This window comes from Acinetobacter sp. TUM15071 (assembly GCF_008980925.1).
In the GTDB taxonomy this organism is placed as follows: domain Bacteria; phylum Pseudomonadota; class Gammaproteobacteria; order Pseudomonadales; family Moraxellaceae; genus Acinetobacter; species Acinetobacter dispersus.
Map to the genome: position 1 here is coordinate 119,863 of NZ_BKGB01000005.1, position 25,538 is coordinate 145,400.

Annotated in this window: 17 protein-coding genes; 9 read left to right on the top strand and 8 right to left on the bottom strand. The window is 41.8% G+C overall.

Annotated features, from left to right (window positions below; genetic code table 11):
- Nucleotides 1-90: 90 nt before the first annotated feature.
- The 3 genes from GBI66_RS06555 to GBI66_RS06565 all read left to right on the top strand — a co-directional run bounded on the left by GBI66_RS06555 (nt 91) and on the right by GBI66_RS06565 (nt 2,126).
- Nucleotides 91-702, top strand: a complete 612-nt coding sequence (locus GBI66_RS06555; protein WP_151715556.1) for a LysE family translocator — start codon at nt 91-93, stop codon at nt 700-702.
- Nucleotides 703-843: 141 nt separating this feature from the next.
- Entirely contained in the window at nt 844-1,788 is a 945-nt protein-coding gene (locus GBI66_RS06560; protein WP_151715557.1) for a DnaJ C-terminal domain-containing protein, read from the top strand.
- Between the two features lie 11 nt (nt 1,789-1,799).
- Entirely contained in the window at nt 1,800-2,126 is a 327-nt protein-coding gene (locus tag GBI66_RS06565) for a chaperone modulator CbpM (protein WP_005192045.1), read from the top strand.
- 27 nt (nt 2,127-2,153) lie between these two features.
- Here GBI66_RS06565 and GBI66_RS06570 read toward each other — a convergent pair whose 3' ends face one another.
- From GBI66_RS06570 to rpsO, 4 genes are all read right to left on the bottom strand, one after another.
- Entirely contained in the window at nt 2,154-3,380 is a 1,227-nt protein-coding gene (locus GBI66_RS06570; protein WP_151715558.1) for a magnesium transporter CorA family protein, read from the bottom strand.
- A gap of 135 nt (nt 3,381-3,515) precedes the next feature.
- A complete protein-coding gene (locus GBI66_RS06575; RefSeq protein WP_005192041.1) occupies nt 3,516-4,835 on the bottom strand; it encodes a dicarboxylate/amino acid:cation symporter in 1,320 nt (439 codons plus the stop codon).
- Between the two features lie 258 nt (nt 4,836-5,093).
- Nucleotides 5,094-7,181, bottom strand: a complete 2,088-nt coding sequence (gene pnp / locus GBI66_RS06580) for a polyribonucleotide nucleotidyltransferase (protein WP_171067193.1) — start codon at nt 7,179-7,181, stop codon at nt 5,094-5,096.
- 254 nt (nt 7,182-7,435) lie between these two features.
- Nucleotides 7,436-7,705 carry a 30S ribosomal protein S15 gene (gene rpsO / locus GBI66_RS06585; protein WP_005154935.1) on the bottom strand — a complete coding sequence of 90 codons (270 nt, stop codon included), beginning with the start codon at nt 7,703-7,705 and terminating at the stop codon, nt 7,436-7,438.
- Between the two features lie 240 nt (nt 7,706-7,945).
- Here rpsO and GBI66_RS06590 point away from each other — a divergent pair, with 240 nt between their 5' ends.
- On the top strand, nt 7,946-9,244 hold the full coding sequence (locus GBI66_RS06590; protein WP_151715559.1) for a serine hydrolase: 1,299 nt from the start codon (nt 7,946-7,948) through the stop codon (nt 9,242-9,244).
- Nucleotides 9,245-9,948: 704 nt separating this feature from the next.
- Here GBI66_RS06590 and recD read toward each other — a convergent pair.
- The 3 genes from recD to GBI66_RS06605 all read right to left on the bottom strand — a co-directional run bounded on the left by recD (nt 9,949) and on the right by GBI66_RS06605 (nt 19,152).
- The gene (gene recD, locus GBI66_RS06595) at nt 9,949-11,658 is read right to left on the bottom strand and encodes an exodeoxyribonuclease V subunit alpha (RefSeq protein WP_215901024.1); all 1,710 of its coding nucleotides are present in this window, start codon (nt 11,656-11,658) and stop codon (nt 9,949-9,951) included.
- A 132-nt stretch (nt 11,659-11,790) separates the two neighbouring features.
- On the bottom strand, nt 11,791-15,504 hold the full coding sequence (locus GBI66_RS06600) for a UvrD-helicase domain-containing protein (RefSeq protein ID WP_151715561.1): 3,714 nt from the start codon (nt 15,502-15,504) through the stop codon (nt 11,791-11,793).
- 3 nt (nt 15,505-15,507) lie between these two features.
- On the bottom strand, nt 15,508-19,152 hold the full coding sequence (locus tag GBI66_RS06605) for an exodeoxyribonuclease V subunit gamma (protein WP_151715562.1): 3,645 nt from the start codon (nt 19,150-19,152) through the stop codon (nt 15,508-15,510).
- Between the two features lie 183 nt (nt 19,153-19,335).
- Here GBI66_RS06605 and GBI66_RS06610 point away from each other — a divergent pair, with 183 nt between their 5' ends.
- Together GBI66_RS06610 and GBI66_RS06615 are read left to right on the top strand one after the other, a co-directional pair.
- Nucleotides 19,336-19,836: a hypothetical protein gene (locus tag GBI66_RS06610; protein WP_151715563.1), complete on the top strand. Its 501-nt coding sequence runs from the start codon at nt 19,336-19,338 to the stop codon at nt 19,834-19,836.
- Nucleotides 19,837-20,025: 189 nt separating this feature from the next.
- The gene (locus GBI66_RS06615; protein WP_151715564.1) at nt 20,026-21,318 is read left to right on the top strand and encodes an MFS transporter; all 1,293 of its coding nucleotides are present in this window, start codon (nt 20,026-20,028) and stop codon (nt 21,316-21,318) included.
- A gap of 27 nt (nt 21,319-21,345) precedes the next feature.
- Here GBI66_RS06615 and GBI66_RS06620 read toward each other — a convergent pair whose 3' ends face one another.
- Entirely contained in the window at nt 21,346-22,764 is a 1,419-nt protein-coding gene (locus GBI66_RS06620; RefSeq protein WP_151715565.1) for a phosphate--AMP phosphotransferase, read from the bottom strand.
- A 214-nt stretch (nt 22,765-22,978) separates the two neighbouring features.
- Between GBI66_RS06620 and GBI66_RS06625 the strand changes: the two genes are divergently transcribed.
- From GBI66_RS06625 to GBI66_RS06635, 3 genes are all read left to right on the top strand, one after another.
- Nucleotides 22,979-23,686, top strand: a complete 708-nt coding sequence (locus GBI66_RS06625; protein ID WP_167515367.1) for a hypothetical protein — start codon at nt 22,979-22,981, stop codon at nt 23,684-23,686.
- A gap of 210 nt (nt 23,687-23,896) precedes the next feature.
- The gene (gene ubiE, locus GBI66_RS06630; RefSeq protein ID WP_151715566.1) at nt 23,897-24,838 is read left to right on the top strand and encodes a bifunctional demethylmenaquinone methyltransferase/2-methoxy-6-polyprenyl-1,4-benzoquinol methylase UbiE; all 942 of its coding nucleotides are present in this window, start codon (nt 23,897-23,899) and stop codon (nt 24,836-24,838) included.
- Nucleotides 24,839-24,848: 10 nt separating this feature from the next.
- Nucleotides 24,849-25,529 carry an SCP2 domain-containing protein gene (locus tag GBI66_RS06635; protein WP_151715567.1) on the top strand — a complete coding sequence of 227 codons (681 nt, stop codon included), beginning with the start codon at nt 24,849-24,851 and terminating at the stop codon, nt 25,527-25,529.
- The last annotated feature ends 9 nt before the right edge of the window (nt 25,530-25,538 follow it).

Consider the following 25,538-nt stretch of genomic DNA (forward strand, 5'->3'; position numbering starts at 1 on the left):
CGGGCTTCCGTCTTTTTTTATTTTGTATTAAGGTCTATGCGATAAAACAATTTGCAAATCTCCCAATAACATAGACCTAAAATTTGCCTTATGAATTACTTCGAATACTTGCTGTTTATCATCAGTGTGGTTGTACTGATTGCCACGCCTGGCCCTGTGATGATTTTGGTCGCCAGTGCCGGCCTTAAGGGTGGCTATAAAAAAGCATTAGAGACAATTTTTGGAACCAACTTCGCCTCTTTAATCCTGATTTTTATTTCCGTACTCATTCTCAAGGGTTTTCTCACCATTGATGAAAACTACCTAAAAGCCATTCGCATATTAGGTTGCCTTTATATTGCCTATCTGGGTTATAGCATTATTAAAGAAGTGCTTCAGGCAGCACATCCAACTACCATCCAAACTGTGTCAGCACAAAGTGGCGGCTTTAAAAAAGGCTTTCTCGTGGGAATTTCCAATCCGAAAGATATTATTTTCTTCTCTGCATTCTTTCCGCAGTTTATTAACATCTCACCGAATATCAATTTCAGTTTAAGCCTACTGACTGTGACGTGGATTATTTTGGATTTCCTCACGTTGTCGTTGGTGTATCTGTTTTTCCGTAGCCTATCTCAAAGCAGCATCTATCCGAAGATTCTGGGACTATGTGGTGTTCTATTGGTCTTGATCGCGCTCTATGGACTAATCGATACCTTTATTTAAAATCGACATCAAGTCCACATTAAAAACCTTAACGATGTAGTTTTTAGCCAAACAGAACAAGTCTTATACAATCGAATCCATTGAAATCTCTTGGATTCGTTTCATAATAAAACAAACACATCATTATATTTATTATAGATCATGGCAAAAAATTATTATGAAGAGCTGGGTGTTTCAAGAGACGCCTCAGCAGATGAAATCAAAAAAGCCTATCGAAAATTGGCACGTAAATATCATCCTGACATTAGCAAAGAAACCGATGCTGAAGCCAAAATGCAGGCGATTAATGTCGCCTATGACACTTTGAGTGACGGTACTAAAAAAGCTGAATATGATCAGATGCTGGATCATCCACAAGGTTTCTCTAATTTTGGACAAGGCAATCAAAGTGGTTTTGACGGTTCACAGTTCTATCGCCAAAGTTCAGGCGATGGTGCTGACTTTAGTGGATTTGAAGACTTATTTGGCCGTTTTGGTTCTGGCTTTGGTGGAGGTCAACAACGCTCTCAGCGCCAACAACGTAGCTATCGTGGTGAAGATCAACATGCCAGCATTCAAGTCGATTTAGATATTGCTTATCATGGCTCAACTCAACAAATTACCCTACAGATTCCAACTTATAACGTCTATGGTGAACCTGAGGTACAACGTAAAACCTTAGAGGTTAAAATTCCAAAAGGAATGAAGGAAGGCCAACAAATTCGCTTAAATGGTCAAGGTCAGAGCGGTGTTAATGGCGGCGAAAATGGTGATCTATACATTGAGATCCAATACAAAGATAGCGACCGAATCCGTGTTGAAGGTGCTGATGTTTACCAAACCATTGATGTCAGTCCTTGGGAAGCAGGTTTAGGACAAAGTGTTGAGGTTCGCACTCCTGCTGGACAACTCAAAGTCAACTTACCTAAAAATGCTAAAAATGGGCAGCAGCTTCGTTTAAAAGATAAAGGGATTCCAAGCAAGACTGCAGGAAACTTATACCTGATTATTAATATTGTTTTACCGCCAGCGCACAGTGAGCAAGAGCAGCAGGCTTATCAACAGTTTGCCGATGCCTTTGCTGCATTCCAACCACGTGCCTCATAAGGAGTAAGATCATGACAACCATTCAATACAAAGAAATTCAATACGACGGTCATTATCAAGTTGAAATCATTGATGAGCAATTGGCACTTGATCTTGAACACTTTGCAGAAGCATGTGGCCAAAGTACCGACTGGGTGTTAAAGCTGATTGATTATGATATTTTGCAGATCACCGTTGATCCTCAAAGTTATCAATTTATTGGTGAAGATGTGAGTCGGGCGAGACGTGCATACCGTTTACAACGTGACTTTGATGCAAGCTTATCTGCAGTAGCAGTGATGCTGGATTTAATCGATGAAGTCCAGCACTTACGTAAACAGCTCAAACATTTTCATTAAGCCATCCTGCAAATGACCAAGCCCAGACTATTTCAGCTTGGTCATTTTCTCCACTTCTTTCAGTGTTTGCTTAATCGGTTCATAATCCAAGAACCACAACAAATTAAAATTACGCTGCTTATGCTGCTGCGCCAGCAAATCAATCACGCTGCGTTCACCACGTCCAACCAAATGCTGTCGATAAAAGTAATACAGCAAGAATACGGTGCTCATCAGCATCACACCCAGCATAATCCAAAAACCGACAGGTGATTTTAGTCCTGGAATAAACTCAAAGTTCATGCCATACACGCCCGTTAGCAAAGTCAGCGGTGCAAAGATGGCAGTAATGATTGCCAAGATGCGCATGTTCTCGTTGGTTTGATTGGCAATTGCAGAAAAGTGTAAATCGATAGCGGATTGAATCGCATTTCTTAAACGTAACGTATGCTTCTGTACTCGCTCGACATGGCTCATCAGATCATTCAAACGCACCAGTAGAATATCTTGCGCTTTATGCTGCTTATGCTCTCCAACGACATGATGATAATTATCAACCAATTCATCTCTAAACTCTTGCAGAGTCTCGATCTGTTCCTCACACAGATTTTCGATTTGTTGAAAAGCCATATCTTCATGAAACAATTGATGCCATTGCTTAAAACGGCGATTGCCCTGTAAGAGCTGCTGTTGCCAATATTCGACACGACGGGTTAAGGGCGTGCGTAAATTCAGATAACCATCAATCATGCTATTCAATAAGCGTAAGCATAAATCTGCGGGGGTGCTGGCTAACTTACGTGGTTTATTCTGCTCGGTACTCGGTCGTCCCATAATCACTTGGATACGTTGGATATAGCTTTCTACCGCCTGATTGCCCTGCTCTCTCACACTCACCAAAACCGTGGGGGTTAAGATAAAACTCATGGGTGTGGTCGCCAAACCAAAAACACTTTCATGCGCTTCCAGTACATTTTCACTTTCAAGAATCTGGTCATCTGGACTAATCAACTTGCGAAACACCAACAGGTCATATTCTTCAACCGTATCGAAGGCACAAGGATGCTCAATATTGAGTAAATCCCGCATATGGAATTCATTCAAAACTAGCCCAGTACAGTCATAGATTTTTTTCTGCCAAGACTCGGTGTGATTCACCATATCCTGTCTTAGACTATCGACCCATAAGAATTCAAGCGTATGTTCTGTTTGTTGTTCCGTACTGATAAAAATTGTATTTTCACTGTTATGGCGATAAAAATAATAAAGCTGCATAGGACAATAGAAATTTGAATAGCTATGAAAGAAATGCTGCCACGAAGCTGTATAAAAAGCTATGGATATTACAGAGCAAGAACATCATCAAATATAAAAAAAGCCTCACATGGAGGCTTTTAACAATATAAGGAATTAAGCGTCTTTCTCAACAATGCCATGTTTCAAAGCGTTGTCTAATTGCTCTTTATCTAAAGCATTATCCCATTTTGCAACAACAATTGTTGCACAAGCATTGCCGACTAAATTGGTTAATGCACGACATTCTGACATGAAACGGTCAATACCGAGAATCAATGCCATACCTGCAACAGGAATTGCGGGAACAACCGAAAGTGTTGCAGCCAAGGTAATAAAGCCCGCACCTGTAATCCCCGCAGCGCCTTTAGAACTTAACATTGCCACCAAAAGAATCGTAATCTGTTGCGTTAAAGTCAGCTCAATATTACATGCCTGTGCAATAAACAATGCCGCCAATGTCATGTAGATATTAGTACCATCCAAGTTAAATGAATAACCCGTTGGAATCACCAGACCAACCACAGATTTTTCACAACCCGCTTTTTCCATTTTCGCCATTAACGATGGTAATGCAGCTTCTGATGAGCTTGTTCCAAGCACTAACCAGAGCTCATCTTTAATATAACGAATCAAATCAATAATCGAGAAACCATTATAGCGTGCCACTGCACCTAAAATGATAATGACAAACAGTAAAGCGGTAATGTAGAAGGTCGCAATCAATAACATCAAATTACCAATCGAACTGATTCCATAAGCACCAATAGTAAAGGCCATGGCACCGAATGCACCAATCGGCGCAAACTTCATCAACATACCGACTAAATTAAATACTGGCGTAGTGAGTTGCTGTAGAAAATCAGTGATTGGACGACCTAAATCACCTGATTTCGCCAAAGCCAAGCCAAATAGTACCGCAACAAAGAGGACTTGAAGAATTTGACCTGATACAAATGGACTGATCAAGGTATCTGGAATAATATTCATCAAGAAGCCCGTAATCGTCGACTCGTGCGCTTTTGCTGCGTATTCATCAACTTTTGTACTGTGCAACGTGCTTGGATCAATATTCAAACCATGACCTGGCTCAATCACATTCCCGACGATCAGACCGACAATCAAAGCCAAGGTTGAGAAAGTCAGAAAGTAGATCATCGCCTTCCCTGTCACTCGACCAACACTGCCGAGATTTTTCATCCCAGCAATACCTGTCACAACAGTCAGGAAAATCACAGGTGCAATAATCATTTTTACCAATTTAATGAAAGCTTCGCCTAGTGGTTTTAAGCTTTCACCAAATTCTGGGAAGAAATGACCGAGCAATATCCCTGCAACAATTGCGAAGATCACTTGCACATAGAGAATTTGATAAAATTTTGGTTTCTTTGGCGGCTGTTGGTCATCTTGACCTGTGGCTACATGATCGACGTGCATGCGCGATATTCCTTCATATTGAGATGACAAATAGACTTCCGACTGTCTATCTAAACCCTTATAAACACAGGTAGGAGCGGAAAGTGGGAGAATTCTACGTTAATTGTGTGTACCGCAATTAAAGCATTAGACTAATGTCTAATATAAAGAAAATTTATGTTTATAGTTTTGGTTTTTTATAGCTATAACAATCATTCATTTAATAAAAAAGCGCATTGTTTAAACAATGCGCTTTTTTAGATTTGGATATTGGCTTAATTAAGCTTGTTCAATATCTTTCATCGTTAATTTGATACGACCACGGTTGTCAACATCTGCAACCTGCACTTTGATGTCCTGACCTTCTTTCAATACGTCAGTCACATTCGCAATACGTTCGTTCGAAATTTGTGAAATGTGAAGCAAACCATCCGTACCTGGCATGATATTTACAAATGCACCAAATTCAACGATACGAATGACTTTACCTGCGTAAATCGTACCAGGTTCAACTTCAGCAGTAAGTGCTTGGATTTTTGCAATCGCAGCTTTAGCCGCCGCTTTAGTTTCACCAAATACACGTACTGTACCGTTATCTTCGATATCAATCGCAGCTTTAGTTTCTTCAGTAATCGCACGAATAGTTGCACCACCCTTACCAATCACGTCACGAATCTTGTCTGGATTGATGTTGATCACTTCAAAAGTCGGTGCATTTGCACTGATTTCTGCGCGAGCACGTGAAATCACTTTGTTCATTTCATTAAGGATGTGCATACGACCAGCAAATGCTTGGTTTAATGCAACTTCCATAATTTCTTCTGTGATCCCTTCAATCTTGATGTCCATTTGAAGTGCAGTAATACCGTTTGCAGAACCTGCGACTTTAAAGTCCATATCACCAAGATGATCTTCGTCACCCAAGATGTCTGAAAGTACTGCGAAACGCTCACCTTCTTTCACCAAGCCCATTGCGATACCCGCAACTGGTGCTTTCAATGGAACACCCGCATCCATCAATGATAATGATGCGCCACATACAGAAGCCATTGAAGATGAACCATTAGATTCAGTAATGTCAGATACGATACGAATCACGTACGGGAAGCGATCAGCTGCAGGAAGAACAGCTTGAACACCACGACGTGCCAAACGACCGTGACCAATTTCACGACGTTTAGGACCAGATTCACGACCTGTTTCACCTACAGAGTATGCAGGGAAGTTATAGTGCAACATGAAGTTGTCTGTTTTAGTACCAGAAAGCGTATCAACCATCAACGCATCACGTGTATTCCCCAAAGTCGTTGTAACTAATGCTTGAGTTTCACCACGTGTGAATAATGCAGAACCGTGTGCACGGTCTAATACACCCACTTGTACATCGATACCACGAACAGTTTTGGTATCACGGCCATCAATACGTGGCTTACCTGACAAGATGTTGTCACGTACGGTACGGTATTTAAGGTCTTCGAATAATTCGTTTACTTCATCAGCAATACCAGTTTCGTCATTTTCAGGAACGAATTGAGCAACCGCTTCTGCATAAAGTGCATCAAGTGCCGCATAACGGTCTTGTTTCACGGCAATGGTATATGCTTCTGAAATCTTCGCTTCGAAAGCTGCTTTTAATTGCTCAAGAAGTGCTTCGTTTTTGCTTGGAGCAACCCAAGTCGATTCAACTGCGCCCGCAGCAGCAGCAAATTCTTTAATCGCTTGAACTGCAATTTGCATTTCGTCATGACCGAAAAGTACAGCGCCAAGCATTTGATCTTCTGAAAGTTCTTTCGCTTCAGATTCAACCATAAGTACAGCTGATTCTGTACCCGCAACCACTAGGTCAAGATCAGATTGAGCAAGTTGTTCAAAATTCGGGTTAAGAACGTATTCACCATTGATTAAACCAACACGTGCACCAGCAATTGGACCACGGAACGGTGTACCAGCAATTGACAATGCAGCTGAAGCACCAAGCATCGCAGCGATATCAGCGTCCATCGTTTTGTCAGAAGACACAACTGTTGCTGTTACTTGGATTTCGTTGAAATAACCTTCTGGGAACAACGGACGAATTGGACGGTCAATAAGACGTGAAATTAAAGTTTCAGCTTCAGAAGCACGGCCTTCACGCTTACCATAACCACCTGGGATACGACCCGCAGCATATTGTTTTTCTTGATAGTTAACTGTTAACGGGAAGAAGTCTTGGCCCGCTTTTGCTTTTGGTTGTGCAACAACTGCAACAAGGACAGTCACACCACCCATAGTGACTAAAACTGTATTTGCTTGACGCGCAACACGACCCGTTTCTAAAACAACTTGGTGTTGACCAAATTGGAATTCTTTACGAATGATATTAAACATTGACATGTATTGTATTTTCCTACTTTTTTTCTAGTGAGACCCCTAAGGTTTGGCATTCAGACTACAACTGCTGTGTAGATAAATGACAAAGCTTAGAAGCCATCACACTAGACTAAATTTTAAAAAAGTTAAACGCAAAGAAGGAGCGAACAAGCGCCCCTTCTAAAAATCACCTAAGGTAAATTAGGTGAAACTCTCTTTTCAGCAATAAAGCATAACAACATGCGAAATAGTGAAAACAAAGTAAAATCGAATTAACGACGTAAACCTAATGCGCCGATCAAAGCAACATAACGACCGTGATCTTTACCATTTAAATAGTCAAGTAATTTACGACGTTGGTTTACCATACGAATCAAACCACGACGGCTATGATGGTCGTGTTTGTGTTCTTTAAAGTGACCTTGCAAATCATTGATTTGAGCACTTAATAAAGCAACTTGTACTTCAGGTGAACCAGTGTCGTTTTCAGCACGAGCAAATTTAGCGATGATCTCTGCGCGATCAGTGTTAGTTAAAGCCATTCGATTTCTCCGAGATGCTTACAAAAATAAAATGATAATGATCAGTTGTTACCAACCGACTGCCGTGCATCACTACAGCAAGTCGCCTATTTTAAGTGATCTATCGTTATATTGCAAAAATGTTTTAAGTTCACTGGCAATTCGGCAGCTGACAGCGTTGTACAAAATAGGCACACTAGCCTGATTCTGTTTTCAATTTATGACAGAGAAGAAAGAAAACGAAAATATTGCGAGGGAATCGTGAAAATCTTATCAACTAATACCTGTTATGTGCCACATGACTTAAATCAGGTGATTCGCAGCAAAGATGAAGTCTCAGCTGAATTGGGCGGCATGACTGAAACACAGGTCCAAAAGATTTGGCACAGCGTTGAAGGACTGTATAAAACAGGCAATTATCCACTCATTACTTTATGTTTGCGTCGTCAGGGGAAAATTCTTTTAAACCGCAGTATCGGTTATGCGCAAGGTAATTCAACTGAGGGATTGGCAACGGATGCCAAGATTGGAACACCAGATACGCCTGTCTGCCTATTCTCAGCCTCTAAAATGGTTACCGCCATGTTAATCCATATGTTGGATGAACGTGGAGAGCTTAATTTACTTGATCCAATCAGCTACTACATTCCTGAATATGGTGTGAATGGTAAACGTCGTGCCACGATTTTTCATTTGCTTTCCCATCGTGGTGGGATTCCTCGCATTGACACTGAGGTCACACCAGAGCTTTTATTTAATCAAGAAGATATTTTAAAACTACTCTACGCTGCGAAACCTGTTTCTCCGTCAGGAACACACCTTGCTTACCATGCCGTCACTGCGGGTTATATTCTGGGTGAAATCGTTCAGCGTGTAACAGGTCAAAGCGTCCGTGAGTTTTTGGCTGAGCATATTGAAAAGCCAATGGGCCTAGACTATTTCAACTATGGTTTAAAACCTGAGTATCGTGCAGACGTAGCTTTGAACTATGCGACAGGGATCCATCCCAAATTAGGCACAGACCACTACCTCAATCACGTACTTGGTGGTGGCCTCCAACTCGCAGTTGATGTGACGAACGATAACCGCTTCATGGACACCATTTGTCCTGCTGGAAACATTTATACCAGTGCAGAACAGGCCGGTCGTTTCTTTGAAATGTTACTCAGCGGCGGCGAATATCAAGGCAAACAGATTATGAGCGCCAAGACGGTGTTCCGCTCTACCCTCCCAACCTCAGGTCTTAGTCTGGATCGAACCCTATTGGCACCGATGCGTTATGCATTGGGACCAATGCTCGGCAGTAATCCAGTAGGATTATTTGGCCCAATGACAGGACAGGCATTCGGCCATATTGGCTTCTCGAATATTCTATGCTGGGCAGATCCAGAGCGAGATATCAGCGTATCGCTGCTGAGCACAGGAAAGTCTGTAGTCGGCACTCATTTACCCGCTTTAGCTAAAACGCTTTATCAGATTTCGACCAACTGCCCGAAAATCCCAAAGAATCAACGTCGTTCGTTATTTGCAACGGACCGTACAGAAGCAGATTTGGTCTAAGCGCTCGACATCCAAATCACAGGCATAAAAAAGCCCAAGTTAAACTTGGGCTTTTGCGCTTGAAACTTTTCATTGTTCTTCTATTTTATTATTTTTTTATTCTTTTTTCCTACACCATTCAAACCCTCTGAATGTTCACACACATCCTTTTCTTTATTATTGTTTATCTTGCTTTTCCCTCTCTCTATACCGACTATTCTGTCAGATTCAATTGTGGAGAAAAATAGCATTTCTCTTATCTCTGTGTACGAAAAAACGTACAAGTCTGTATAACATTTAACTTAATAATAACAAAAAATTGTCAGACAATAAGATTTATATTTCTTCCTTTTATTTGAACCCTAGAGCACACGGAAATAGACCCTCCATAAACAGTAGATGAATATTCACATATTAAATATGTAGGGTATTGAACCTGTGAATCATAAGGGTTTTATCGTAGATGACGTATAAAAATAAAAAAGCCCTGTAGTCTCTCCCAAAACTACAAGGCTTAGCGGCTGTAAATTTCCTCTTTTATCACTTACTTCACTGTAAGTTCGCTGTCATACGACGTTATTATTATATTTATGCGATTTACCTAGCTTTCCTTGCTAGGCTCTTTGTGTGTACATAATCTCAAAAACCTTGCGCTTGCTCTAGCGACAATATCTCGAATCTTTGTAAGCTTTTACTTACAAAACGGTGAATTCTGAAGAATAAGTTCACAATCTGTTCAAATTGATCTTCTGCACTAAACCACTACGGCGAATCGTGCGTATCGTCAATGCCTGCTGTAAGGCATTTGAATCAGCCAAAATACTCACAACTTTTTTAGCACGAGTCACCGCTGTATAAATCAATTCCTGACTTAATAATTTTTCGGCTTGCGCATCTAATACAATCGCTGTGTGGGTAAATTCAGAACCCTGAGATTTATGAATGGTTAAAGCAAATGCAGTCTGCATGCTACGAGGTAATCGATGTGCTGCAATCCACTTATTTAAACTTGGAAAAAATACTTCAAATTGCTGTGCTTGAGTACGGTGCTTAAAACAAATGCCAATATCACCATTGGAAATCCCAAGCTGATAATCATTATACGTCATCATCACTGGACGCCCGATATACCAATCCCCTACAGCGACCTGTTTGAGTTGCTGGTTTAACCAATGTTCAGCATAACGATTGAGTTGTTCAATACCGAATGCCCCATGCCGAACAGCGGTTAAAATTCGATAATCATCAAAGGCGTGAATCACGGACTGAATAGAATCGGCTGTTTCATCTGCATGCATATAACGTTTTAAGGCGTCAACATAGCCTTGAAATCCATACATCAATTTTTGCTGATACGACTCAATATCAAGGCCATGCGGCTCTGGTAGATATTCCAGTTGAATATGATCTGACATATCTGTATTTAACGTTATTGCCTGCAATGGTGCTGCTTCTACAATGTCATGCGCTAGCTTCAAAAGTACGTCATCATGCTTAACTGAACCTTGCTGGGCTTGAATGAACCTCGCAAACTGTCCAATTTTCGCCTCAGCAGAAAAACGGCGACTGGTTTGTAACTGGACGCGGTTTTCTGCCAATCCTTCTACTTGCTGTAAATCTGCCAAAACCGAACCGACATCTACAGAGGCCAACTGATTAGCATCCCCAAGTAGGATGATCCGACACTGCTCAGGCACTGCTTCAAATAATAAAGTCGCCAGACTTAAATCCAACATCGATGCTTCATCGACCACAATCACGTCATAAGGCAAAGGCTGTTTTGGATTAAACCGTGGAATCTGCCGATTGCCCATGCCCAATAAACGGTGCAAGGTCTGAGTGTTTTGATTACGCAACTCATCTGTAATTAAACCTGATTCCAATAATTTTGGATCATTAAATGAGTTCTGTAATGCTTCCTGCATACGTTGTGCAGCCTTGCCTGTAGGCGCTGCCATGGCAATACGAATATCTGGAATAGTCTGGTTTAAAGCCGCGATGATACGTGCCAAGGTATAGGTTTTACCCGTACCAGGCCCCCCCGTAATAATACTCAGCCATTGTTGCAACACCATTTTAAGCGCTGCTTGTTGATGCTCATCGCTGAGTAAGTTCTGAAAAATTTCTGGATTCACGACCTGAATCGTTTGTCGTTTTAATCGACAAATCTGCTGTGCGAGGCGTTGCTCTAAGGACCAATATCGGTATAATGCCAAGCCCTGCTGATCATAGACACATGGGGCAACTTGAGTGATTGCATTTTCACTCGAAATAGCCAAATCAGCCAGTGCTTCGATCTGTGCACGATCGGCTTCGATACAGCTATCACCCTGTAAACTAGCTTCAACCAATTGTTGCAGTACTTCTGCAGCGTTAGCTGATTGGGAAAATGGGGCTTGTGCGAGGTAATTACTCCACATATTTAACCAAGTCATTTGTTCTGGCTGATGACCGATTTGTTTGTCCACAGAGTTATCCTCACACTTACCCACACGCTTGTCCACAAGGTTATAAACAGAGTTATTCACAAGCTAAGCTTTTGTTTAATTTAAGTTCACACACTTTATCTACACCATTTTTCCAGCATTATCCTCAGAGAAATATCCAAGGATTGCATCCAAACGCAAGATAAATTCATCCTCAGGCTTCCAATAGAAATAGCCCTGCTGAGCTTGTCCATTCATCCCACGTAAATACAAATACGATGCACCACCCAAATGTTGCTGCATATCGTAATTTTGCAACTTAACCGTCAGATAACGATGCAGCGCCACCAAATATAAAGCCGCTTGTAGCCAATAACTCGACAGAGACATACTTTCAGCAATCTGAGCTTGCTGATAATCTACCTGCTCTGCACCCAGATAATTACTCTTATAATCGGCAATATGGTAACGCTGTCCATCGAAATACACCAAGTCGATCGAACCATTCAAATAACGAGCAGATTTTGCTTCAAGTAGCTCAGGCATTTCGATGCCGTATTCTTCAAACAGTTGTTGTACACGTTGCATGGCCAACACACGATCTGACAAAGCCAAATAGAATGGACATTCTGATAAATATTGTCCTGCATCTAATTGCTGCAATTGAAAATCTTGATTAAGCGGCGTCTGTAGTACCTCATGCAGCCATTCGGCAATCCATTGATAAAGTTGTTGCTCAGCATTCTCCTGCCCTGGAAAATGTTGTTGATACTGTTGCAACAGTTCTAGCCATAAACTTTGATAGGTATTTTTAAAACGACGGCGAATTTCCTCCACCCAAGTTGAGGGCTGCTGAAAATCAATTTGTTCAAAAATTTCGTGCAGGAAATTGCCTGCCAAAGTCCCTTTGGGAAAATACTGCTTAATCCAGGCAATCGGCTGAGCACCTGATATGGTTTCTATTTCAGTAAGATTCAACTCATCTTCTGCTTGCTCAAAATCTGCATCAATATTGGCCATGCGATCAACACGGTTGGCTTTATGCTTTAAATGTTGCGCCAAATAACTAAAGCTAGTTTTACCACGTGCATAAAAACGCTGTGAAGGTAAAGGCTGTGCTGAGACGACTACATGCTGCTGCGCTTGCTGTGACTGTACTGCCTGAGGCCGCTCTAAAATTGGGGTTAGCTCCATACTGTACCGATGCTGAAAGCCATCACCTTGATTCTTCCAGAACGCCAAACCAGAGTGCTTATTTTTATCCCCTTTTTCAGGTTCGAACACTGCATAAACACGATGACTCGCGCGTGTCAGTGCCACATACCACAAACGATTTTGTTCCGCTAAAGCGCGCTGTTGATGCTGATCCAGTTCGGCCTGCTGTAAAAAGTTTTTATCGGCCACTGCAACCACACGTTGAATACGAGTTTGACCTGTCTCAGGCAATTGGATTTCTATGGTGGAGAAATTTAAGCTTTTCTGTACTTCAGCAAAAGCTTTATTTGCGCCAAGCAAAAAGACAATTTTAAACTCCAACCCCTTCGACTGATGGATCGTCATCAACTGTACACCTGCTTCGTTAGACAGCTTGTGCTCTAGCTCCCACTCCCGATCACTAGGTGAATTTAATTGTTTTAAATACCAGTGATACAGATTATGACTACCTTGTACCTGTTCACTATGCTGACTCAGAAGATCTGTCAAATGGCGTAAATTTACCACCGCACGCTCATTGTCTTTACTTTGTGCTGCAACCAACTGCTGCCAAATACCAAATTGGTTTAAGCAACGCTGCCATGCGGATAGAAAACCTTGATTCAGCCACATCTCACGGATGTCATCAAATTGTTGAATATAATAACTCAGCCCTTCTACGCTCTGTTCCAATGCCAACAATCGGGTTAAATCAAATCCGAATAAACGACTGAGCAAAGCACGTTTGAGCTTGGCTTCATCATAAGGATGAAGTAACGCCGTTAATAAAGCACCTACATCTTTTGCAATCGCTGAATCAAATACACTGCGTTTCGAAGGTCGATTAACACGAATTCCCATGCGCTCTAGTACATATTGCACTTCATCCAGTTGGCGATGGCTACGAGAAAGGACGGCGATATCATCTTCGTTAATTGCTGTAGCTACATCAGCTTCTAAATACAATTGTTTTAAATAAGCTTGATTCAATAAAGTCTGGATCTGCCAAGCCACTTGCGTCGCCTGTTCATTGCCCTCTTGCAATTGCAGCCAACGTAAAGGTGCAGGATTAGATTGAGTATTTTCAATCAAGGCTGGATGTGGTCGTGAACCTGCTTGAATTGGGTCATACATGACCTGCTCACCAAAATCTATCTGTCGCTGAAACAGCACATCAACCACTTCAACCAGTTCTTTCACAGAACGATGATTGTGAATCAGTTTATATTCATGCCCCTGCTTGGACATCACATCCTGATACGCATTCAGAAAGGTCAGCATATCTCCGCCACGGAAACCATAGATCGCTTGCTTACGGTCACCGACCATAATCATGCAGCCTTTTTGATAACGCTGCGGATGCCGCCAAATATTGGCTAACATATCATCTTGATCTTGGTTAGTATCCTGAAACTCATCGACCAAGATCAAAGGATATCGAGCCTGCACAAACACGGCAAAACGCTGCCCTTGCTCTCCTTTTAAAGCATCAGACAAGGTTTTGATTTGCTGAGAAAAGGTGGTTTCACCCTTTTGCTGTAGCACTTGTGGCAAGCGCTTCTTTACTTCAATACACAAATAAGCTTTTAGATAAACCTGTAGCTGCTCAAACGCTTGCTGTATACGTTGCAATGATTGAAACAACGATTGCAATTGCAATAGTGTCGGATGCTGATAAAAACCTTCGGCAATGTCGACAGAACATTTCTTAAAAATCTTTTGGTTTTCGAGCTTTTCTAAAAACTTAAATACCGCATCACGCGCATCGGCAAAATAAACATCAAAAACCTGCACATTCTCTGCACTCCCGATCGCCCCTAACAAAACTGGCAATGATTCGGTAAACAGTTTATGAAAAGCATTATTGCGAAAAGAGGCGCCATTAATATATGTGTAATACATACCGTCTAACTGAAAGTAGTCAGCCAGTGTATTCAATTCAATCTGCTGTGTTTGCTGTTGCCACTGCTCTAATTGTGCCAACTCAATTTCAGGCATGGCAGGGAGTTTAAATTGTGCTGAGCTAAAGTTCAGTGAGCTTTCCACCATCCCCACAAAATGATCAACACTTTTCAGCCCACCCACACTATACAGGGCATTAATGACCTGCTGCGGCTGGGTTTGAATCCACTCACGCAACACATCATGAATCAATTGGCGGGTATAACTTTTCGCATCATCCGTAATTTCTGTTCGTTCGATTTTGCCGCTTTCAAAGGCAAATTCTCGCAATAGCTTTTGGCTAAAGCTATCCAGCGTTCCCACAAATAACTCATCCAACTGATCAATCACCAGTTTGAGACGTTCGCAAGCATAGGCAATTCGTGGCGCAAACTTTTGTAAGACTTGTTGTTTTAATGGATCAGATTGCTGTAATGCCTGTGCTTGAATATCTTGTTCCAATACGTCACGAAAGGGCTCTAGGTATTCAAGTACCTCGACTAAACGCAAGCGAATACGACTTTTAAGTTCTGCAGCTGCGGCACGGGTAAACGTGGTGGCAATCACTTGGCTAGGGAGATATTTTTCTAAGAAAATCCGTACCATCAAACTTGATAGTGTGTAGGTTTTACCTGTCCCCGCGGAAGCTTCAATTAAATGCAGCCCTTCAAATTGAATATCAAGAATAGGCTGATAAGACACTGGATATTGCGAGCTCATGTCTTACTCCACCCGTAAAAATTCAAAAATTGGTTGATACAAGGCATAAGAATAATGATCACAAGCAAATTGCAATAAGGCTGCTGCATCTTGCTCTTGTAAAATAAACTGCCAATCGCGATGCAATTTACAAGCTTCATTTTGGCTCATATCAAAACCTGAGAAATCACCTGTATCATTCCAGTCCTTGAAGACTTGTTTCTGACTATCTTCAGCTAGAACAAGCTGTGCATCCCGTTCAGTCCATTCATAGCGTTTGGCTTTTTCCAGCGTTTTTAACATCAATGCAGCTGGCAACACCACGGGTTGCTGTTGTGCTGTATACCAAAGCTGCAACCATGCTTGCAGATAAGCCCGTGCCTGCTGAGAATTTAATCCTTCACAAATCACAGTTTGGTCACTAAATACCACTATACGACGTTGTTCGGTTGCACTGTCGCTGTCCAACACCACCAACCACAACAGATATTCCAGCCAGACCTTGGCTAAGCGTTTAGCACGCGCACTCGATGGGTCCAAACTCACCCAATCTTGGGTTAACTGTTTAGGTGTGACGCAGCCGATTTGTAAATGTTTAGAGACACGCCAAACCCGTTGTGTAGTTTCCGTCGGTGCTGCGGCATATTGCTGTAAACGCTCCAGCAAACGCTGCTGCTCTAAACGACTTTGCTGCCATGCACTTTGTTGGACTTTTCCAACAGGCAATTGATCTTGCAAAATATTCGGTGATATCGACTCATCATGCTGTTGTAAAAAATGGCGAATGGCATATTTACCCAACCCATCCAACAATAGAGGTTCGTTTTGATCGATCAGTTCAGTTGCAGTTAAATTTTCGACTCCTAATGTCTTTAAATACAATCTGGCAGGGAAAGTAACATCCTGAATCCATTGCTGACTACTCAGAATAGTCATTTCATGCTGTTCAACAGGATAAGGCGTATTGGCCCATGCCTGTCGTTCACCTTTAACTTGCTGAATCTGTGAGGCGACTTTAAACCATTGGTCCTGATATCGAACAGGACGATCCGCCACAAAACCTAAGGGGTCAAATGGCTGTAAACGGTGTAGATAGTAAAGAGGATAAAGCTGCGGTGGGATTTGCAATGCCTCAAACTCACCTGCATCCCCGATTGGTAAAATAGAACGCTGTTCACTTTGAGTTGATGAAGGTTTCACAATCAAAGCCAAATGATCTCGGAAACCTTGTACCACACTGGATGGTTCTCTGACCTCACCATCGTTGATATCAAAGCCATTATAAAACAGCCATACTTGCTCTTGTGCCAATAAGATTGCATCTAAAAATGCGCCCTGATCATCTTCCAGACGAGAACGATCACCCAATTGTTGACGCAATGCATCCATCAAATCAAAGGGAATATGACTGTCCCGATTTGGAAATTTACCTGTATCTAGACTCAACAATACAATCAGGCGATATGGAATTGGACGAATCTGCCCAATCTGGCTAAAAGTAATTTGTCCCGTTGGTTCAACTTGAGCTGACTGGTTTTCTAGTGTTTTTTGAATTTCTTCAATGATATAAGGCAAAGGCAAAGAAATTTGGCGTAACTGGGTTTCTGCATCGTCATAATAGCTGGCCAAAGTCAGCATACGTTCTTGTTTTTGAATAATTTCACGAACTGCTTTTAAGGCAACCACATCAGCTTGTTCAAACTCTAATACATCATCTTTGATTCGCTTTAACCATACTTCAACAGGGAAGCGCTGGCCTTGTTCATGTGCAATCAGCCAATCCCGTCGAGTAGATAAGTCATGATAAATCTGAATCAGAATCCCAATCAATTCAAAATCACTTGGCTGCACCAAAGCATAACTCAAGGTGTTTTGCACCATCGCATGTACGGGTACAGCAATGCCGAGAGCCAAACGATCTAAAGCAAATTTAAAGCTATAACGATAGTCTTGATCCTCTGCACTTAAACTATGTTTTAAATGTTCTGCATCTAAACCACGCTTAAAACCAGCATCATTGAGCAATTCCAATATTCGTTGTGTCTGCGAGTAATCCACGCCATAGCGTTGTTGCGTTGCGGCAAGATTAAGCCAATCGGCAAACTCATCTTGGATAAATCGACCTTGCGTCAGTTGCAAACGCCCAAGCACTGCACGCCAAGCATTTAATGCATCTAACTGCGCGACCCCTGCAATTTTAACGGGTAAAAAAACTTCGTGCTCGTTTGCGACCGCAGGAAAAACACTGCGAATTGAAGGTTCAAGCTCAGCTAAGCTTGGCGTTAAAATCAAAATATCGCTTGGACGGCGAGGCACCGAATCAGCTTTAGCCAACCAATGTAACAATTGCTCTTTTAACACTTCAAGCTGGCGTATGCTGGAGTGACAAACATGAATCTGGATCGACTGATCATCAGGTGCAAGTTCATATTGTTGTGGCTGGGGTTCCACTAAATAGAAAATATCAGATTGAATTTTACCCAGCAAAGTGTCAGGGAAATAATCCTCAAAAGCATCGACCCACTTCCCTTCTTCTCCTGTTGCCAGTTGCGATAATAATGAGAAGTGGTCACGTGCCTGCTTGCCCAGACGTGTCAGTAAAGGATGGCGAGATTCACGATTTAAGGCATTGAAACCGAGACTGAAATTTTCAAAAAATGTAGCAATATCTGCATCACTGGCATTGGGATGTTTAACCAGAAAGCGTTCTTTCACCCCTAAGTCATAGCGTTTTTTCCAGAGAGGATCGACGCTGTCCGCCCAATATTCTTGTGATGGGTTATAGTGCAATATCACCACATCTAAATATTGTCCCAAACGGCGTAGAAATTGTAGCTGGCTCGGTGGTAAATCTAAAATCGTAAATACAATCACCTGATTCGGGAGCTGTGCCAATGCTTGCTGACGTGTCTGTTCATTGTCTAGAAGCTGCCAGAAATCAGCATCAATACCTTGTATTTCTAAAAAATCATCATGGAAATAGTTCTGCCATAGCCAACGTTGCCAAGCTTCAAGCTGCTGAGTTTGATTTAAGGTAAATGCTGAAGTTTCTTGATCTGTTTTAGAAATGAGTTGTTCAATATCTAAAGCACGATTTTGTCCCCAAGCCGATAGCCAGTTACCTGCACATGTGCAATTGCCTTGACAGGCTCGCTGACAGTGACCCCGATAAATCATATAGTTGCTGAAAAGCTGCGAAACCTGCTCCGCGATCCAATACAACATACTCTGCTTTTTAAGCTGCTTTTCTGTGCCTTGTTGTAATTGGTCTGCACTGTCATAAATGCGCTGTACGATCGAATATAATGGATGGTCTAAAGCAAGTGTATTCTGTTGCGCTTGTATAAAAGGCTGCAGGGCCTGATGAATACGCCATTTTAAGATCAAATGTGGAATATTGGCTTTACGTACTTGCTCTTTATTTTCTAATACCTGTTGATAGGCATACCACTGAAAACCACGAATGCGTTGATGAAATTGATAATTGGCAGTCATGCCTTGCTGTTCAGCAATTTTCTGGGTCAACCATTGTTCTTGGGCGGGACTCGGTACAATAAAATGCTGGGTTTTAAACACCTGAAATGCGGAGTTACTCGGCTGAGTGATTGATGCCATCACACCTTGCAACAATACATCAAGGCGTTGACTTTGAATAACATGAATCCCCATGCGTTAATGTAACCTCATCAATAAAACAGCAGACTGTTGCACGAAATCGTACACAATCATCACTATACAACTTCAAATCACTATGTCACGCTAAACACACAAGGAAATAAAAAAATTGTTTTGAATTTCACCATTCCATACGATTGAATGTACTATCGAGGGATAGACTTTAGGTATAACTTTATGAAAATTGATAATATTCCTGAATCAATTAATCCAAACTTAAACTTGGAACAGATTCGTGATGAGTGTCTGGAACTCGCTAAAAAGCGTGCGTATTGGTCAGCAGGCGCAGCGATTGTGCCGATTCCCTTTTTTGATGTCGTTGTTGATTTAGGTATGCTGACACAAGTGATCCCAGATATTAATGCGCGTTTCGGTCTCGCACCTGAGCACATTAGTGTTTATGACCCTGAAACCAAAAAAATTCATTGGGATGAACTACGCAAACGTGGTTTTGAGTTTTCAGGTTTTGTGGTGGCACGTACTGCCATGAAAAAATCATTTAATGGTTTTTTTACCAAAATTGCCACCAAGCAAGTGACCAAGTTTATCCCTTTAGGCGGGCAACTTGTTGCCGCTAGTCTGGGATACTTTATGATGCGTAAAATTACCGAAGCACATGTGCAGGATTGCTACAACCTTGCAAAACGCATTCAGAAGAAGACCGTTTCAACCTATTAAATAAAAACGGTCAGTTCCTCTCAAGCCGTGTTTTTGCATCACTGTAAATTATTGACCTTTACAGTGATGCAACAGATCAATAAAAAAACCACACAAATACGTTAATATTCACTTAATTTTTTAAGCTTTCATAAAGATTGTATTTTTAATCTCCACATCTCAATGATAAACAGATGATGGAGCGTCGTTGTGCAAAATAGCCAATCACCTTCTCGTGTCCGTTCAATTTTTAACGTGACCAGCGGGAACTTTCTTGAACAATACGACTTCTTCCTGTTTGGACTCTATGCACAAGCCATAGGCCAAACTTTTTTCCATTCAGACAGTAGCTATGCCGCGCTGATGAAAACCTTCCTCGTATTTGCAGTCAGTTTTCTCATGCGCCCAATTGGTGCTTTAGTACTCGGTCCTTATGTTGATCGCATTGGGCGTCGCCGTGGTCTGATGGTGACTTTAAGTATCATGGCCTTCGGTTCGCTAATCATTGCATTCACACCGAGCTATGCCAGTATTGGATTTGCCGCGACTGTGCTGATTTTCGTAGGGCGTCTTGCGCAAGGCTTTTCCGCAGGTGTTGAACTGGGCGGTGTTTCAGTTTATCTGGCCGAAATTGCCGAACCGCATAACCGTGGTTTTATTACCAGTTGGCAATCGGCAAGTCAGCAGGTTGCCGTCATTTTTGCAGCCGTCTTAGGTTATATCGTCAGTGTAGTGTTTACCAAAGCACAAGTGGATGCTTGGGCTTGGCGTATTCCGTTCTTTGTCGGCTGTGCCATCATTCCTTTTATTTTCTGGTTGCGTAAGTCACTGGTTGAAACAGAAGCCTTTGCTTCTCGCAAAGAACATCCAAGCACTCGACAAATTCTCGCCACCTTAGCGGCCAATTGGAAAATTGTGTTGGCAGGTGTATGCATGGTTGCAACCACCACCACGATGTTTTATTTCATTACGGTTTACACCCCAACCTACGGTAAAGAAGTACTACATTTAACACGCACCGAAAGTTTGATCGCCACCATCATGGTTGGACTGAGTAACTTTATTTTATTACCTCTTGGCGGTCATCTCTCCGATAAGTTTGGCCGTAAGCCTCTCTTAATCGCGACGACTGTATTGATCTTTGTCAGTGCCTATCCACTACTGACTTGGTTAACACATACGATTAGCCTATCGCACATGCTGATGGTGTTATTGTGGTTCTCATTACTGTATAGCTTTTATAATGGTGCTTTAGTGGTTTCATTGGCTGAAATGATGCCAAGCTCAGTACGGATTGCAGGATTTTCGGTTGCTTATAGCTTTGCCACTTCTATCTTTGGTGGACTCACGCCAATGATAGCGACCTATCTGGTACAAACATCTGGCAATAAGAGCATGCCTGCATTCTGGCTCATGTTTGCTGCCATCACCAGCTTAATCGCGACCTTAATCGTGTTCCGACAACATCACAGTTACAGCGCACAATTGGCAAATAACAATTAACCTAGGCAATGACAAACAGAAGGCGGATTAATCCGCCTTCAACTGTTTTAAGATCGCTTTCAACACTTCAATTCGGGCTAAATATTTATCATCGGTTGCAATCACATACCATGGTGCATAATCAGTATCGGTGCGCTTAAACATATCCGCAGCTGCTTTGAGATACTCATCCCATTTATCTCGATTACGCCAATCTTCTTCAGTAATTTTAAAACGTTTATGTGGCGTCTGTTCCCTCGCTTTAAAACGTACAGCTTGTTCATCTTTGCTGATCGCTAACCAAATTTTCACAATGACGGTTTGGCTATCCACCAAGTTTTCTTCAAAACGGTTAATTTCACTATATGCCCGCTGCCACTCGACCGTCGAAGCAAAACCTTCAATCCGTTCAACCAGCACGCGTCCATACCAAGTGCGGTCAAAAATGGCGATCTTGCCACTATCATTCAACTTGCTCCAGAAACGCCATAAATAAGGACGGCGTAACTCATATCGCTCAGGTGCGGCAATGGTGTGAATTTCATACTCTCTTGGATCGAGTTTTTTCACAATTCGTTTGATCGCACCGCCTTTGCCTGCTGCATCCATTCCTTCAAAGGCAATCACCACTTTACGTTCGTCATAACGTAACCGATCTGCCACCTTTTTAGTCAGTTTACTCAGCTCTTCTTTATAATCTTGTTTTTCTAAACCCGCTTTTTCAGGTTCAAGTAAGGCTTTCGGTATCGCAGCTTGCTGCCATTTTTGCGTAACTTTGGTTTGATGCTCAGGTAACTCTTGTAAAGTTTGCAATAAATATTGGGCAAAGCACTGATCACGCAGTTTTTCATCTTCACCATCAACAATAAACCAGTCATCAGTAAAGCGCTGGCTCAAACTTTGCAAAGTGTCGTATTGTTTTTTATTGCGCCAATCCAAACCATGCAATTTATGCCATTGCTGTTCAGAAGCATCTATTTGATCTAAACGCTTTTGCAATGATTTCCATGATAAATCAAACCAGACTTTGACAATATGCACATGATTATTCTGCAAATCATGTTCAAAAGCGCGCATTTGTTCCACATAGCCATCAAACAGATTCTCATCTAAAGGCTTCGAAACATGCATCGCAGTAGTGAGTAAGTCACTGTACCAATTGCCAAACATCACCACGATTTGCCCTTCGGCTGGAATAAAGCGCGTATAGGATTGCCAAAAAGCCTGATTATTTGATAAGAGTTGAGGTGCATCGGCTTTCACCCGTAAATAACGTGGATCGAGCCATTCTCGTAATTGTTTAACGGCTTCGCCCTTACCTGCCAACTCGATTCCACTGACTAGAACCAAAACACTTTTGGCATTTTTTTTATCTCGGCTATTCTTTAAAGCATATTGTGCTTCAATCAGCTCTAGCGAAAGTTCATCTTCATCGCGTAATTCAAATGTCGGTTGTTGTTTACTCATCTTTTTTTGCTCTAAGCGGCTCATTATTCAAATTAAAAAAGAGTATAGTCAAAACCAAAGCTTATCTCAGAAAAACCCGTGTACAATTTCTGTAGATTCCTGTTTCAACATCAGCACAGTGACCGATTATTAAACATTTAGAGTTTATGCTGTCATGGTTCTTGGTTATGATGCAGCCTATGATTTTATGGTTTTATTTTCTTTGAGTTCGAACATGTCAAAACTCGCTGCATTTGATAATCTTTTATTACAATATCAAACTTTGAATTACCACCAAGATCCTGTGCTTGCACAGAGATTGCATGAAGTACAGGCATGGATGAAAGAGCGTATTGCACAAACGCATGCTGAGTTTTTTGCTGAACCTCAAAATCAACTCATGGCCCAGTATTTTTTAAATCGTTTGTATGGTGGACCAGACTTTGATGCAATGGCGCAGCAAATCGAACGCCTGCTGAAATATGCACATAAAGCTGAAAGTCTTTTGCCAGAAAATGCCATCAAGACAGGCACAAAATCGGTCAGTTTGGCAGTCCTTGCTACACAGTTGGATGAACAAGTCGCGGTACAGCTGTTGCAGGATTACTCTCCCGATACACCGTTAACTGATGAAATCATGCGTCAAACCTTGGTTAAACTTGATCAAGGTGATGCGCGTTATGAACAGTTACAACTGCTTGATGAGCTAGGCCTTACCCTTGATAAATATATGCGTTCAACCATGATGTATGCCGCTTTTAAAATGTGTAAAGGCATTGCGCATAAATATCAATTTGACCGTATGTACGAGTTTATCCAAGAAGGTTTCGCAGCCATGAAACCAATGAAGTCTGCTGCAACCTTTATCAAAACCTTCAGCGAAAAAGAGCGTGAAATTATTGAGAAGGTACATGCTGGACATCCAAATCCATTCCGTAACTAAAGTTTAGATGATTGCTCTGCAACCTTAACGCTTGGGGTTGCAGAGAAAAATGAGTCTTTTCAAATCTTAAGAAAAATTAAAACCCTTTTTAGAAAGTGACTTTCTGTATATTATTCATATCAATTACAGCTGAAACCCTGTAAAAAGATACAAAATCTGTCATCATGCTTGCTGATTCGTGCCGCTAGAGCGAAAGTTTAGGAGAAAACAATGTCTAACGAAAACCAACAGCCTACCCCAGAAGTTGAGCAAAACCCAAGTTCAGACAAAGTCAGCCCTTTCTTAAACACGCCCCTTCCACAAGGCACACCACAAGGTCAGCAGCAACCAATCCAACAGGGTGCAGCACAGACCTCAACAGCTTCAATTCCAAAATATAACTTACCCCGTGGTGCCAATACTGGTAACGTCGGTGCAACCACACACTTTGGTTATCAAACCGTAAATAGTGATGATAAAGCACAGAAAGTTGCTGAAGTATTCCATTCGGTTGCCAGCAAATACGACATCATGAATGACCTAATGTCTTTTGGTATCCATCGTATCTGGAAACGTTTTGCCATTAATATGTCAGGTGTTCGTCGTGGTCAACACGTGCTTGATATTGCAGGCGGTACAGGCGATTTAGCCAAAGTATTTAGCCGTGAAGTTGGACCTCAAGGTCATGTGGTTCTTTCAGATATTAACGAATCAATGTTAAATGTTGGTCGTGATCGCCTCATTGATGCAGGCTGTACCAATGTTGATTTCGTGCTTGCCAACGCTGAAACGCTCGAGCCATTTGCAGACAACAGTTTTGATTTAGTCACTATCAGCTTCGGTCTGCGTAATGTGACCGATAAAGATGCTGCTTTACAAGCCATGTACCGCGTGCTTAAACCAGGTGGTCGCCTGCTTATTCTTGAATTCTCTAAGCCTGTATTTGAACCGTTCTCAAAACTTTATGACTTCTATTCATTCACGGCATTGCCGATCATGGGCAAACTGGTTGCCAATGATGCTGAAAGCTATAAATATCTTGCTGAATCAATTCGTATGCACCCAGACCAACGTACACTGAAAGGTATGATGGAAAATGCGGGCTTCCAAAGCTGTGACTACCACAACTTAACGGGTGGTATTGTTGCTGTTCACCGTGGATTCAAACTTTAAGGCTTAAGATATGTGGTCGATTTTAGCACTCGGTGCAGTCGAGCGTATCATTCATCATGTGATTGATTTGGATGCGATTACTCGCATTCAACTTAATCAACTACAAGGTCAATTATTACGTGTTGTGATCGACAGTCCACAACTCTCAGTTGATGTTTTTTTTGATGAAAATAGAGTTCGTCTAGAACCGACCGTGACTGGACAAGGTCAAACCCCTTCTCTCTTTGAACAGCGTCCATTTGATCCTCAATCTAAAATTACGACTGCAACCGCAACATTACATGTTGAAAATACGGTTGAGCTGGTTAAATTACTGCTCAGTGATATGGATCAAATTGGTAATATCCCATTGCAAGGTGATTATCACCTATTGCAGGATATTCAAAAAATCATGCAACAGGCTGAGCCTGATCTCGCAGCACATTTGTCACCTTGGATTGGCCCGCAGCTGGCACATGAGCTGGGTAAAGTTCAACTTGCACCCAAGCATTTGAGACGCTCACTACAAAGTCATTTATTTTTTGTTGAAGATGCCTTAAAAGAAGATAGCGGTTTATTTGCCCCACGTTGGCAAATGGATGATCTCAATCGCGAGACGCGTCAACTCAATCAGGAAATTGATCGTTTGGAAGCCAAGCTTCAACAACTCAATGCTCAACTCAATCCATCCAAGCAACCCACACAAGACTAGGTAAGACTT

Excerpts from the sequence above, each read along its gene's own strand:
- GBI66_RS06555 (WP_151715556.1), top strand. The coding sequence starts at position 91 with ATGAATTACTTCGAATACTTGCTGTTTATCATCAGTGTGGTTGTACTG.
- GBI66_RS06560 (WP_151715557.1), top strand. The coding sequence starts at position 844 with ATGGCAAAAAATTATTATGAAGAGCTGGGTGTTTCAAGAGACGCCTCA.
- GBI66_RS06565 (WP_005192045.1), top strand. The coding sequence starts at position 1,800 with ATGACAACCATTCAATACAAAGAAATTCAATACGACGGTCATTATCAA.
- GBI66_RS06570 (WP_151715558.1), bottom strand. The coding sequence starts at position 3,380 with ATGCAGCTTTATTATTTTTATCGCCATAACAGTGAAAATACAATTTTT.
- GBI66_RS06575 (WP_005192041.1), bottom strand. The coding sequence starts at position 4,835 with ATGCACGTCGATCATGTAGCCACAGGTCAAGATGACCAACAGCCGCCA.
- pnp (WP_171067193.1), bottom strand. The coding sequence starts at position 7,181 with ATGTTTAATATCATTCGTAAAGAATTCCAATTTGGTCAACACCAAGTT.
- rpsO (WP_005154935.1), bottom strand. The coding sequence starts at position 7,705 with ATGGCTTTAACTAACACTGATCGCGCAGAGATCATCGCTAAATTTGCT.
- recD (WP_215901024.1), bottom strand. The coding sequence starts at position 11,658 with ATGACTTGGTTAAATATGTGGAGTAATTACCTCGCACAAGCCCCATTT.
- GBI66_RS06600 (WP_151715561.1), bottom strand. The coding sequence starts at position 15,504 with ATGAGCTCGCAATATCCAGTGTCTTATCAGCCTATTCTTGATATTCAA.
- GBI66_RS06605 (WP_151715562.1), bottom strand. The coding sequence starts at position 19,152 with ATGGGGATTCATGTTATTCAAAGTCAACGCCTTGATGTATTGTTGCAA.
- GBI66_RS06610 (WP_151715563.1), top strand. The coding sequence starts at position 19,336 with ATGAAAATTGATAATATTCCTGAATCAATTAATCCAAACTTAAACTTG.
- GBI66_RS06620 (WP_151715565.1), bottom strand. The coding sequence starts at position 22,764 with ATGAGTAAACAACAACCGACATTTGAATTACGCGATGAAGATGAACTT.
- GBI66_RS06625 (WP_167515367.1), top strand. The coding sequence starts at position 22,979 with ATGTCAAAACTCGCTGCATTTGATAATCTTTTATTACAATATCAAACT.
- ubiE (WP_151715566.1), top strand. The coding sequence starts at position 23,897 with ATGTCTAACGAAAACCAACAGCCTACCCCAGAAGTTGAGCAAAACCCA.
- GBI66_RS06635 (WP_151715567.1), top strand. The coding sequence starts at position 24,849 with ATGTGGTCGATTTTAGCACTCGGTGCAGTCGAGCGTATCATTCATCAT.